Consider the following 11,459-nt stretch of genomic DNA (forward strand, 5'->3'; position numbering starts at 1 on the left):
TCACCGGCCGAACCTGGACGTTTGCCGATCTAGACTTTGCGCCTTGGGTACGTCACGGGTCATGATTTGCCCCACACAGGTCCCATAAGTAAGTAATTACCCCGTGTGAACGGCGCGCAACGCAGGGGGACGGAGCTGGGAGGTTCTGTGGCGAACGACGGTTCGACCACCAGCGGGCGCCCGTGGGCGGATCTGCCGAGGGAACTGGCGGATCACATGCGACCCCACCTCGACGAGGTGGCGGACGACATGATCCAGGAGATTCAGACGCGCGTCAGGGAGTACGACCGGCCGGGGGACGGCTCCTACTCGGGAACCCTCAGGCTCGCGGTCGAGCGCGTGCTCCACTTCTTCGTCGAGCGGGTGGCCGATCCCGGCCATGATCCCGCTCCGGTGACCGACTTCTTCCGCGCCATCGGCCGCGGCGAGGCGGGCGAGGGGCGCAGCCTCGACGCGATGCAGACGGCGATGCGGGTCGGCGGCATGGTGGCGTGGCGCCGGATGACCGAGGGCGCCGAGACGCTGCAGGTGCCGCCGCGCACGTTCGGCGCCGTCGGCGAGGTCCTGATGCAGTTCCAGGACGAGCTCGCGCACGCCGCCGCCGAGGGGTTCTCGCAGGCCAAGGCGGCCGTCGCGGGCGAGATGCAGCGCCGCCGCAAGCGGCTGCTCGACCTGCTGTTCGCCGACCCGCCGGCCGCGCAGGAGGCGATCGCCGACCTCGCCGCCGCCGCGCACTGGCCCGTCCCGCGGACGGTCGCCGCGGTCGCGCTCGGCCGGCACCACGCCGACACCCGCCAGCCCGCGTTCCCGCCGGACGTGCTGGCCGACCTGACCCGCCGCACCCCCAGCCTGATCATCCCCGACCCGGACGGCCCCGGCCGCGCCAAGCTCGTGGACCGCGCCCTGTCCGGGACGCTCGCGGTCGTCGGCCCGACGGTCCCGCTGATGGAGGCGGCGCGCTCGATCCAGTGGGCGCGCAAGACGCTGTGCCTCGTCCAGCGCGGGGTGATCGAGGCCGACAGCGGCGTGATCCGCAGCGTGGAGCACATGTCCACGCTCATCCTGTTCCAGGACGAGGGGCTCATCACCTCGCTGGCCGACCTGCGGCTCGCGCCGCTGGCGCACCTGCGGGCGAGCCAGCAGGACCGGCTCGCCGAGACGCTGCTGGCGTGGCTCCAGTCGGGACGCAACGCCAACGAGGTCGCGATGCGGCTGCACGTCCACCCGCAGACCGTCCGGTACCGGCTGCGCCAGCTGGAGGAGCTGTTCGGCGACCAGCTCCTGGACCCGGACCTGCGCTTCGATCTGGAGATCGTGCTGCGCGCCCGGGCGCTGCTGGCCGACAACGCGGGCGAGCGGATCATGCCGCCGGCCCGCGCGGCGGTCGGGGACTCCGGCGAGGTCGTCAGCCTGCGGCGGGGCTGATCAGAGCCGGCTGGAGGCCCGCAGCCGCTCGGCGGTGGCGACGCGCTCGGCGAGCCGGGTCTGCGCGTCGCAGAGCAGCCACAGCTCGCCCTCGTCGGCGGCGACGATCTCTTCGAGGCAGCCGTTGAGGAGCTGGTAGTCCGACAGGGGGGTGACGCGGGTGGCACGCAGGCCGGTGTCCGAGCGCTCGCTGTGCCAGCCCGGCATGCACATGGTCGCCGACATGAAGCGGGGCTCCCTCGGTCGGTTCATGGTAGGTCTACCATAGGACCACCAAACACTGACCACAATGCGTTAGCCGCAACCCCAAGAGGGCGCGGCGGCGAGTGGGATCTGTACGGTATGAGGTCAATGCACCGACCTGGAGCAGGATCTGGTATGCCGCGACCCCCCGCGAAGGCCCAGGCGATCAGCAACGCGCTCGCCGCCCGTATCGTCGAGGGCGAGCTGGACCCGGCCGCCTGGCTGCCGTCCGAGCGGGAGCTGGCGCGCGTGTACGAGGCCGACCGCTCCACCGTCCGGCGGGCGCTGCGGCTGCTGGCCGAGCAGGGCCTCGTCCAGTTGCGGCACGGCGCGGGCGCGCAGGTGCGCACGGCTCCGAGGGTGCGGCGCGCGGCGTCCGACATCACGCGCCAGGTCGGGGGGTGGCGCGGTTTCCACGTGTCGGCGGGACGGGACGGGCTCACCCCGTTCACCCGCACGGCCGTCGCCGAGGTGCCGGCCGACGAGCGACTGGCGTACCACCTGGACGTCCCGGTCGGGACGCGGGTACTGGAGCGGGCGCGCGTCCAGGGCGTCGAGGGTGAGCCGCCCGTCCAGACGGCGACGACGTGGGTGATCCCCGAGATCGTGGAGCGGATCCCGGTGCTGCGCGAGCTCGACACGGGCCCGGGCGGCATCTACTCGCGGCTGGAGGAGGCGGGCTACCGGATCACGTTCGAGGAGTCGGTGACGTGCCGGCTGCCCCGCCCGGACGAGCAGGAGACACTGGAGATCAAGCCCGACCAGCCCGTCCTGACGCTGTGGCGACGTGCCCGCGACCAAACCGACCGCGTCGTCGAGGCCACCTACCGGGTGGTGGTCGGCGACCGGCACGAACTCGTCTACCGCTACGGGGCGGGCGCATGAGCGGCGAGGAGCGGCCGGCGGTGCGCCAGGTCGCGTCGCGCGTCGTCTACGAGAACCCGTGGATGGTCGTCCGGGAGGACGAGGTCGAGCGGCTGGACGGGTCGCGCGGCATCTACGGGGTGGTCGACAAGCCCGACTTCGTGGTCGTCATCCCGGAAGAGGGCGACGGGTTCCATCTCGTCGAGGAGTACCGGTATCCGATCGGCAGGCGCACGTGGAGCTTCCCGCAGGGCGCGGCTCCCGGCCGGCGCGAGGCCGACCCGGAGGAGCTCGCCCGGCGGGAGCTCGCCGAGGAGACCGGGCTGCGCGCCGGGACGCTGCGGCGCCTCGGGTACCTGAACTGCTCGCACGGGACGAGCGGGCAGGGCTTCACCGTCTTCGTCGCGTCCGACCTCCAGGCCGGGGAGGCCGACCGGGAGCCCGAGGAGCAGGACATGCGGCAGAAGTGGGTGTCGCGCCGGGAGTTCAAGGAGCTCATCCGCGACGGCCGCATCACCGACGACTCGACCGTCGCCGCGTACGCCCTGCTCACCATGGATCTGACCGGGTAGCGAGGTCCGCGGGGATCACGACGCGGATGCGGCAGCCGGTGGGGGCGTCCAGGACGCTGATGTCGCCGCCGTGCAGCTGGGTGGCCCAGTTCGCGATGGCGAGGCCGAGCCCGGTTCCGCCGCCGGGCGTGCCGGCGCCGGGCGCGGACCCGCGGGAGAAGCGCTCGAACACGCGGGCGCGCTCCTCGGGCGGGATGCCGGGCCCCTCGTCGGCGACTTCGACGACCAGTCCGCCGGGAGGGTGCGCGGGACGGGCGGTGATCCTGACCGGGCGGCCGTCCGGGCTGTGCCGGGCGGCGTTGTCGAGCAGGTTCGCGACGACCTGGTGGAGGCGGTCGCGGTCGGCGGCGGCGCGCAGGCCGGGCGCGACGTCCGGCTCGAACACCGCGTCCGGGCGTCCCGCCCGCGCCTCCGCGACGACGTCGGCGACGAACGCGGCGATGTCGATGTCGGTCACGTCGAGGGCCGCCGCGCCGGCCTCGACCCGCGACAGGTCCAGGAGTTGGGTGACGAGGCGCCCGAGCCGCTCGGTCTGGTCGAGGGCCGTCTCCAGGACGTCCGGCGTCGCGGGCGTGACGCCGTCCGCGACGTTCTCCAGCACGGCCCGCAGCGCGCTGATGGGGGTGCGCAGCTCGTGCGAGACGTTCGCGACGAACTCGCGGCGCTGCCGGTCGACCTCGGCGAGGTCGGCGGCCATCCGGTTGAACGCCTGCGCCAGCTCCCCGACCTCGTCGCGCGAGGTGGCGCGCACCCGGCGGCTGTAGTCGCCGCGCGCCATCGCCCGCGCCGCCGCGGTCATCTCGCGCAGCGGGGCGGTCATGCCGTGGGCGAGCAACTGGGTGACGATCAGCGAGATGAGCACGCCGACCGGCATCGTCTCCCGGGCGCGGAACCCCAGCGGGTACCCCCACAGCACGATCAGGACGGCGACGCACGCGGTCACGACGACCACGACGCCGAACTTCACCTTGATCGACTGGAGCGGGTCGAGCGGGCGGGGCAGCCGCGCCCACAGCCTGCGGGCGAACCGGGCGCCGTCGGCGGTCACAGCGCGGCCTCCAGGCTGTAGCCGACGCCGTGCACGGTGCGGATCAGCTCCTGGCCGAGCTTGCGGCGCAGGGCCTTGACGTGGCTGTCGACGACCCGCGTCCCGGACGCGTCCGCCCAGTCCCACACCTGCTCCAGCAGGACGGCGCGGGTGAGCACCGCGCCGCGGTTGCGCAGCAGGCACGCGAGCAGGTCGAACTCGGTCGGCGTCAGGTGCACCTCGCGGCCGTCGCGGCGCACCCGGCGGGCCCGCCGGTCGACCTCCAGCTCCCCGAGGCGCACCGGCCCGCTCTCGGCGTCCAGCGCGGGCCGGTCGACGCGGCGCAGCACCGCGCGTATGCGCGCCACCAGCTCGCGCATGCTGAACGGCTTGGTGACGTAGTCGTCGGCGCCGACGCCGAGACCGACGAGCAGGTCGGTCTCGGCGTCGCGCGCCGTCAGCATCAGCACCGGCACGGGACGCTCCGCCTGGACGCGGCGGCAGACCTCGAGGCCGTCGAATCCGGGCAGCATCACGTCCAGCACGATGAGGTGCGGTTCGTACGCGCGGGCGCGCTCGACCGCCGAGGGCCCGTCTCCGGCCGTCTCGACGCCGAACCCCTCGGCCGCCAGACGGTCGGCCACCGCCCGCGCGATCGTCGGTTCGTCCTCCACGACGAGGACGCGCGTCTCGTGTCCAGTCACGTCACCCGACTCTAGAAGGCCGGTTTGCGGAGGCGGAGTGTGATGTGTGCGGGAACTGTGAAGATCTTCGGGTCACCAGGTGTGGACGGGCTCGTTTCCGCGCTGGTGCTCGGCGTAGGCGCGGGTCATCATGCGCAGGGCGTCGTGGCGGCCGACGCCGTGCTCCTCCTCCAGGGACCGGACGGTGTCGATCTGCCAGGCGGCGCCGGTCTGGCCGGTGACGCAGCGGCGCTCGACGATGCCGAGGAGGCGGTCGCGGCGGGCGGGGTCGACGCCCCAGCGGTCGAGGCCCTCGTAGGCGAGGGGCAGCAGCCTGCGCAGGACGAGCTCGGCGGCGGGCACCTCGCCCATGCCGGGCCAGTAGAGGGTCGACTCGAGGCCGTCGCGCGCGGCGCGGTGCAGGTTCTCCTCGGCGGTGGCGAAGGACATGCGGGACCAGACGGGGCGGTCCTCCTCGGCCAGCATCCGGACGACCCCGTAGTAGAAGGCGCCGTTGGCGACGACGTCGGCGACGGACGGCCCGGCCGGCAGGACGCGGTTCTCCACGCGCAGGTGGGGGCGGCCCTTCACGACGGCGTAGATGGGACGGTTCCAGCGGTAGATCGTTCCGTTGTGGAGGGTGAGCTCGCCGAGTTCGGGGATGCCGCCCTGGTCCAGCACCTCGCGGGGGTCCTCCTCGTCGCACAGCGGCAGCAGGGACGGGAAGTACCGGGTGTTCTCCTCGAACAGGTCGAACACGGAGGTGATCCAGCGTTCGCCGAACCACACGCGGGGCCGGACCCCCTGCGTCTTCAGCTCGTCCGGGCGGGTGTCGGTCGCCTGCTCGAACAGGGTGATGCGGGTCTCGTGCCACAGCTGGTGCCCGAACAGGAACGGCGAGTTGGCGCCCATCGCGACCTGGGCGCCCGCGACGGCCTGTGCAGCGTTCCAGTACGCGCCGAACTCCTCGGGACTCACCTGGAGGTGGAACTGGACGCTGGTGCAGGCGGCCTCGGGGAGGATCGTGTCGGCGTGCATGCGCAGCGGCTCGGGGCCGTCGATGGCGATGCGCATCTCCTCCCCGCGCGCGGCGAAGATCTGGTCGTTCAGCATCTTGTAGCGCGCGTTGGACGACAGGGTCTCCTCGCCGATGTCGGTGCGCCGCAGGGTGGGCAGTATGCCGATCATGACGAGCCGGCCGCCGACCTCGCGGGCCCGGTCGTCGGCGTGCGCGAGGTGGTCCCGGACCTCCGTCTCCAGGGCCCCCGTGCCCGCGCCGCCGAGCTCCCGGGGCGGAATGTTGATCTCCAGGTTGAACTGGCCCAGCTCGGTCGCCCAGGCCGGGTCCGCGATCGCCTTGAGCACGTCGGCGTTGCGCATCAACGGCTCGCCGAGCGAGTCGATCAGGTTCAGCTCGATCTCCAGCCCGATGTGGGGGCGCTCGAAGTCGAACTGGGATTCGCCCAGCATCCGGGCGAGCACGTCGAGGCACCTGCGCACCTTGTCGCGATACCGCCGCCGGTCCTCGCCGCTGATGGAGACCGAAGCCACGTCCCTGCCCATGTGTGTCCGTCCCTGTACTCCGGAGGGAATCGTCATAAAACGGGATGTCCCAGGAGGCGAAGGTGAAAACACGGCGTGCAGTTTCGGGCTCCCCGTTTCGTGACCGGCCGGTAGCGTGTGTCGTCAGGCCCGGAGACCGGTACGTCCCCCTGGAGGGCCCATGCGCATGCGCCCCCGGTCCATCCGGGCCAGGGACACGCTCGTCGCCGCCGTGCTCGCCGCGCTGGTGCTCGGCGTCACCGCCATCGGCGCGGACGTCGCCGTGCGCAGCGCCGTCAAGGCCGAACTGCTCCGCCGGACGCAGGTCGACGCCCGGCGCGTCAGCGGCGGCGTCCGCGACGGGACGCTGGAGGGGGCCATCCGCGACGACTCCCCCGGCCGCGTCCTGATCCAGGTCGTCGAGCCCGGCGGGCGGGTGACGAACGCCACACCCGGCGCTACGGACAGACCACCGGTGAGCAGACTCTGGCCGCCGAGCAACATGAGGGTCCAGGACTTCGCCGAGTGCCGCGGCCGGTGGCCTGACCGCGAGTGCTACGTGGCCGAGGCGATCCGGGTCAGCACCGCGCCCGACTCCGTCGTGGTGTACGCCGCCGCGCGGCAGCCGTCCTATCTGGTGGACGGGCTGCTGGAGGGGGCGCTCGGCTCGGGCGTGCTGCTGCTGGCCGCCGTCGCCGCGGGGATCACCTGGCGGGTCGTCGGGCGCACGCTCGGGCCCGTCGAGGCGATCCGCGTCCAGCTCGCGGAGATCAGCGCCACCGATCTCAGCCGCCGGGTGCCGCAGCCGTCCGGCCAGGACGAGATCGCGCAGCTCGCCCGCACCGCCAACGAGACGCTGGACCGGCTGGAGCGGGCCGTCGCGCGGCAGCGGCAGTTCGCCTCCGACGCCTCGCACGAGCTGCGCACCCCGATCGCCGGGCTCCGCGCCAACCTGGAGGACGCCTCCATGCATCCGGAGGACAACGACCTCCGGGGCGTCATCGCGTCGGCGCTGCGCGACACCGACCGGCTGGAGTCGATCGTCGCGGACCTCCTGCTGCTCGCCCGCATCGGCACCGGCGGGACCGCCGTGCAGGAGCCGATCGACCTGGCCGCGCTCGCCGGCGCCGAGGTCCGCCGCCGCTCGTCCGAGCTGAAGATCGTCACCGAGCTGCCCCGCGGCGTCGTGGTGCGCGGGGTCCGCATGCAGCTCGTGCGGCTGCTGGGAAACCTGCTCGACAACGCCGAGCGCTACGCCGGGTCCTGCGTGACGGTGGAGGTGTGCAGGCGGGACGGCCGGGCGCTGCTCGTCGTCACCGACGACGGCGCCGGTATCGCGCCCTCCGACCGGGAGCGCGTCTTCGAGCGCTTCACCCGCCTGGACGCCGCGCGCAGCCGCGGCACCGGCGGCGCGGGCCTCGGCCTCGCGATCGCCCGCGAGATCGCCCGGGCGCACGGCGGGACGCTGCGGATCGAGGACCACCCGACCGGCGCCCGCTTCGCCCTGCGCCTCCCGCTCGACCAGCACCAGCGCACGCCCTCGGAGTAGCCCCGGCCCCGGCTCGGTGGCCTTCCGGGGGTGGCGTGGTTCGGGAAAGCGAAAGGGCCGCCCGGGTGGGCGGCCCTTTCGGCAGCGGGATCGCTCAGGCGCGGACGGCCTGGATCTCCAGCTGGATGTCGACCTTGTCGCCGAGCAGGGCCTTGTCGCCCGCCAGCGGGATGTTGAACTCGATGCCCCAGTCCTTGCGGTTGATCGTGGTCGCGGCGGAGAAGCCGGCGCGGGTGCCGCCCCACGGGTCCTCGCCGACGCCGTTGTACTCGACCGTGAGGGTGATCGGACGGGTGACGTCCTTGATCTTCAGCTCGCCGTCCAGGAGGTACTCGCCGTCCTGCGCGCGGACGCCCCTGGTCGTGAACGTCATGGTCGGGTGGTTCTCCACGTCGAGGACGTCCGAGGTCCGGACGTGGGCGTCCCGGTCGGCGTTGCGGGTGTCGATCGAGGTGACCTGGATCTCCGCCGTGGCCGTGGACGCCGACAGCTCCTCGGCGATCTGCACGGACCCGGTGAAGTCGGTGAACGTGCCGCGCACCTTGGTCATCAGGTGCCGGATCACGAAGGTGACCTCTGAGTGGGCGGGGTCGATGTTCCAGGTTCCGACGGTCAGCTCGGGGGCGGCGGCGGCGATGCTCATGGGAACTCCTGTCGCAATGCTTGAAACTTCAACGAACTCGTCGAAGGTTAGTTGAGGGTTCAAACAGATGTCAATCCCGGCTTGTTCCCGGGGAGGCCGAACCTTCCGGAGAGCGCTGTGAAGCACGGACCGCGATTTCTTTGGCACACCGTGCAACCTCTCCGGGCCCTCGCACGTAGAGAGCGGGCACAGAGACGAGCCGGAGCCCCTCTCCGGCGGAATCACTTGGAGTCTTCGTGAACGACGAACCACCCCGCGCCGCCGGGCGGGCGGCCCGGACGGCGGCGCCGGCCCTGCTGGTGACGGCCCTGCTCGTGACCGGATGCGGGGGCGGGCACAAGGGCGCGTCCGCCGGAGCGTCCCCTGCCGGCGGCAAGGAGAAACTGCCCGAGGCCACCACGTACACGACGCTGGACGACCTGCCCCGGGACGAGGCCCCGTCCGCCGCGAGCGACGGGACCGTGGTGCACCCGGACGGCGCGGTCCCGGTGTCGGCCAAGCCGGGCGCGCCCGCCATGGCCGAGCTGCCGAGCACCCAGCTCAAGGGACCGACCTGGGTCCCGGTCGTGGAGAGCCGCCCGGGCTGGCGGCGCGTGCTGCTGCCGAGCCGCCCGAACGGCGTGACCGGCTGGATCCCCGACTCCGGCCTGAAGACCGCGCGCAGTTCCAGCGCCGTCAAGGTGGACCTCGGCGACAAGAAGCTGACCCTGTCCCGGGACGGGCGCCAGGTGGGCTCGTGGCCCGTGGCGATCGGCGCGCCGAAGACGCCGACGCCCACCGGGCGGACGTTCCTGCTCGCCTCCCTCGCCCCGGAGAAGCCCGACTTCAGCCCGCTGGTCCTGCCCGTCGGCGCGCACTCGGCCACCCTCGACACCTTCGGCGGCGGTCCCGGGACGGTCGCGTTCCACGGCTGGCCGTCGAAGTCGGTGTTCGGCAAGGCCGTCACGCACGGCTGCGTGCGGGTGCCCGCCGACGCGCTGAAGCAGCTCGCGAAGGTCCCGCTCGGTACGCCCGTCCAGATCACGGACTGACGCACCGGCCCGGCCGCACGGCCGGGTCGCTCGACCCCCCACCCCATCCCCGACGTCAAGAATCCCCTGAGGAGAGAACCGTGCGTTTGCAGGCACTCACCAAGTGCGCGGCCGTCGCCGGCGCGCTGGCCCTGCCGTTCGCCCTGTCCGCCACCCCCGCGTCCGCCACCCCGGGCGGCGCCGGCTCGGCGGTCGCCATCGCCGCCACCGGCTCCGTCGTCGTCCCGCCGACCTCCGCGGTGGCGTCCTCGGCGCAGCGGCCCACCAGCAAGAGCGCGGCCGAACTGCCCGCCAACCCGCTCGTGTCGGCGCGGCTGCTGAACGGCTCGGCCTGGGCCGGGCACGGCCGCGCGTCCGTCGCCGACCTGCGGATCGCCAAGCTCGGCCTGTCCGCCCACGCCGTCTCCGCGAAGTGCGAGAACGGCACCGGGGTCTCCCACGTGGTGGGCGCGAAGCTGGGCGCCCGGGCGCTGGAGGTCGGCGCGACGCCCAACACCGTCGTCACCGCCGACCTGAAGAGCCTCGGCAACGTCACGGTCGTGCTGAACAAGCAGGTCCGGGGCCACGACGGGAACCTCACGGTCACCGCGATCGAGGTGTCGGCGACCCTGGCGGGCAAGACGCAGACGATCAGCATCGCGTCGGCCAGCTGCGGCAAGACCGGCCAGCCCGGTCAGCCCGGTCAGCCCGGCGAGCCCGGTCAGCCGTCGCAGCCGTCGCAGCCGGGTCAGCCCTCCTCGCCCGCGACCCCGCCCGGTGAGGCCCCCGCCCCGACCCCGGTCCCCGGCGACCTGCCGGTGACCGGCTGATCCGAGCCGCCCGCGCATGAGGCCGGGGTCCGCGCACCTTCGCGCGGACCCCGGCCTTGTTCGTCCCGGCCCTTCAGCGGACGGGACGCCGGAAGGCCGCGCGGTAGTCCTTCGGGCGCCGCCCGGTGTGCCTGGCGAAGAGGGCGGCGAACGTTCCGGGGTCGCGGTACCCGACGGCGGCGGCGATGGCGGCGACCGTCCGGTCGGTGGTCTCCAGAAGGTGGCGTGCGCGCCGGACGCGGGCCGACTGGAGGTACTCCAGCGGGCTCTGGCCGGCCTCGTGCGCGAAGCGCCGCAGCAGGGTCCGGGTGCTGACGTCGAACGCGTCCGCCAGCGCGGCGAGGTCGTACCGGGCGGCGAGGCTCTGGTCGAGGTGCCGCATGACCCGGCGGGAGAACGCGTGCCCGGGCTGCGGGAGGAGGCGGGCGTCGACGTAGGGGGCCTGGGACGAGCGCGCGTCGTCCACGAGCGCCATCCGCGCGGTCGCCCGCGCCACGCCGGCGCCGCTGTGCCGGCGCACCAGCTCCAGGGCGAAGTCGTACATGGCGCTGAACGCCGCCGTGGTCGTCACCCCGGCGTCGGTGACGACCAGGAGGTCGGGCCGGACGTCGGCGGACGGGCAGCGCCGGGCCAACTCGTCCGCGAACAGCCAGGCCGTCGTGACCCGGCGCCGGTCGAGCAGCCCGGCCGCGGCGAGCAGGAAGGCGCCGACGCAGATCGAGACCACCGCGCCTCCCGCGGCGGCGTGCGACCGGACGCCCGCGATCTCCGGGCCGAGCCCGGCGAGCCTCGCGTCCACGTCGAGGCCCGGATGGAGCTCGAACCCCGGCACCACGAGGACGTCGACCTCGCGGAGCGGTGAGACGGCCAGCGCCACGCCTCCGGAGGCCACGACGCGGCGCCGCGGCGACACGACCGACACCTCGTAACCGGCGCGACCGGGACCGGCGACGTGCCCGGCCATCGTCAGCAGATCCGGCACACCGAACACCTCGGAAGCGAAGCACCCCGGATGGGCCAGCACCCCGACCCGCAACGCGCCCATGTGCCCGCCCCTCTCCGATCGATGGC

Annotated in this window: 12 protein-coding genes; 6 read left to right on the forward strand and 6 right to left on the reverse strand. The window is 73.4% G+C overall.

Features of this window, described 5'->3' with window-relative positions:
• The first annotated feature begins 147 nt into the window (after positions 1-147).
• A complete protein-coding gene (locus ACQEU6_RS30760) occupies positions 148-1,425 on the forward strand; it encodes a PucR-like N-terminal domain-containing protein (RefSeq protein WP_499336534.1) in 1,278 nt (425 codons plus the stop codon).
• On the opposite strand, the gene ACQEU6_RS30765 is transcribed toward ACQEU6_RS30760, so the two are convergent.
• A complete protein-coding gene (locus ACQEU6_RS30765; RefSeq protein ID WP_499336535.1) occupies positions 1,426-1,677 on the reverse strand; it encodes a hypothetical protein in 252 nt (83 codons plus the stop codon). It lies immediately after the preceding gene.
• Positions 1,678-1,803: 126 nt separating this feature from the next.
• Between ACQEU6_RS30765 and ACQEU6_RS30770 the strand changes: the two genes are divergently transcribed.
• Positions 1,804-2,553 carry a GntR family transcriptional regulator gene (locus ACQEU6_RS30770; protein ID WP_499336536.1) on the forward strand — a complete coding sequence of 250 codons (750 nt, stop codon included), beginning with the start codon at positions 1,804-1,806 and terminating at the stop codon, positions 2,551-2,553.
• Positions 2,550-3,104, forward strand: a complete 555-nt coding sequence (locus tag ACQEU6_RS30775) for an NUDIX domain-containing protein (RefSeq protein ID WP_499336537.1) — start codon at positions 2,550-2,552, stop codon at positions 3,102-3,104. Before ACQEU6_RS30770 ends, ACQEU6_RS30775 begins: the two co-directional genes overlap by 4 nt.
• Here the strand turns inward: ACQEU6_RS30775 and ACQEU6_RS30780 are convergent.
• The 3 genes from ACQEU6_RS30780 to ACQEU6_RS30790 all read right to left on the reverse strand — a co-directional run bounded on the left by ACQEU6_RS30780 (position 3,082) and on the right by ACQEU6_RS30790 (position 6,377).
• A complete protein-coding gene (locus ACQEU6_RS30780; RefSeq protein WP_499336538.1) occupies positions 3,082-4,152 on the reverse strand; it encodes a HAMP domain-containing sensor histidine kinase in 1,071 nt (356 codons plus the stop codon). The two genes, ACQEU6_RS30775 and ACQEU6_RS30780, sit on opposite strands and share 23 nt — an antisense overlap.
• Entirely contained in the window at positions 4,149-4,835 is a 687-nt protein-coding gene (locus ACQEU6_RS30785; RefSeq protein ID WP_499336539.1) for a response regulator transcription factor, read from the reverse strand. Before ACQEU6_RS30785 ends, ACQEU6_RS30780 begins: the two co-directional genes overlap by 4 nt.
• 72 nt (positions 4,836-4,907) lie before the next feature.
• Positions 4,908-6,377, reverse strand: a complete 1,470-nt coding sequence (locus ACQEU6_RS30790) for a glutamate-cysteine ligase family protein (protein ID WP_499336540.1) — start codon at positions 6,375-6,377, stop codon at positions 4,908-4,910.
• Between the two features lie 160 nt (positions 6,378-6,537).
• Here ACQEU6_RS30790 and ACQEU6_RS30795 point away from each other — a divergent pair, with 160 nt between their 5' ends.
• Complete coding sequence (locus ACQEU6_RS30795; protein WP_499336541.1) at positions 6,538-7,905, forward strand: sensor histidine kinase; 1,368 nt, start codon at positions 6,538-6,540, stop codon at positions 7,903-7,905.
• Between the two features lie 94 nt (positions 7,906-7,999).
• Here ACQEU6_RS30795 and ACQEU6_RS30800 read toward each other — a convergent pair whose 3' ends face one another.
• Positions 8,000-8,548 carry a YceI family protein gene (locus ACQEU6_RS30800; RefSeq protein WP_499336542.1) on the reverse strand — a complete coding sequence of 183 codons (549 nt, stop codon included), beginning with the start codon at positions 8,546-8,548 and terminating at the stop codon, positions 8,000-8,002.
• Positions 8,549-8,784: 236 nt separating this feature from the next.
• Here ACQEU6_RS30800 and ACQEU6_RS30805 point away from each other — a divergent pair, with 236 nt between their 5' ends.
• Entirely contained in the window at positions 8,785-9,579 is a 795-nt protein-coding gene (locus ACQEU6_RS30805; RefSeq protein WP_499336543.1) for a L,D-transpeptidase, read from the forward strand.
• Positions 9,580-9,659: 80 nt separating this feature from the next.
• Positions 9,660-10,388 (forward strand): choice-of-anchor P family protein, encoded by a 729-nt coding sequence (locus tag ACQEU6_RS30810; protein WP_499336544.1) that lies wholly within the window; start codon positions 9,660-9,662, stop codon positions 10,386-10,388.
• A 73-nt stretch (positions 10,389-10,461) separates the two neighbouring features.
• Here the strand turns inward: ACQEU6_RS30810 and ACQEU6_RS30815 are convergent, their stop codons facing one another.
• On the reverse strand, positions 10,462-11,433 hold the full coding sequence (locus ACQEU6_RS30815; RefSeq protein WP_499336545.1) for a GlxA family transcriptional regulator: 972 nt from the start codon (positions 11,431-11,433) through the stop codon (positions 10,462-10,464).
• Positions 11,434-11,459: the final 26 nt, after the last annotated feature.

It is taken from the genome of Spirillospora sp. CA-108201 (assembly GCF_050936235.1).
Classification (GTDB): domain Bacteria; phylum Actinomycetota; class Actinomycetes; order Streptosporangiales; family Streptosporangiaceae; genus Spirillospora.

What these genes read in the sequence shown, in the direction of transcription:
- ACQEU6_RS30765 (WP_499336535.1), bottom strand. Translation starts at nt 1,677, where the DNA reads ATGAACCGACCGAGGGAGCCCCGCTTCATGTCGGCGACCATGTGCATG.
- ACQEU6_RS30770 (WP_499336536.1), top strand. Translation starts at nt 1,804, where the DNA reads ATGCCGCGACCCCCCGCGAAGGCCCAGGCGATCAGCAACGCGCTCGCC.
- ACQEU6_RS30775 (WP_499336537.1), top strand. Translation starts at nt 2,550, where the DNA reads ATGAGCGGCGAGGAGCGGCCGGCGGTGCGCCAGGTCGCGTCGCGCGTC.
- ACQEU6_RS30790 (WP_499336540.1), bottom strand. Translation starts at nt 6,377, where the DNA reads ATGGGCAGGGACGTGGCTTCGGTCTCCATCAGCGGCGAGGACCGGCGG.
- ACQEU6_RS30795 (WP_499336541.1), top strand. Translation starts at nt 6,538, where the DNA reads ATGCGCATGCGCCCCCGGTCCATCCGGGCCAGGGACACGCTCGTCGCC.
- ACQEU6_RS30800 (WP_499336542.1), bottom strand. Translation starts at nt 8,548, where the DNA reads ATGAGCATCGCCGCCGCCGCCCCCGAGCTGACCGTCGGAACCTGGAAC.
- ACQEU6_RS30815 (WP_499336545.1), bottom strand. Translation starts at nt 11,433, where the DNA reads ATGGGCGCGTTGCGGGTCGGGGTGCTGGCCCATCCGGGGTGCTTCGCT.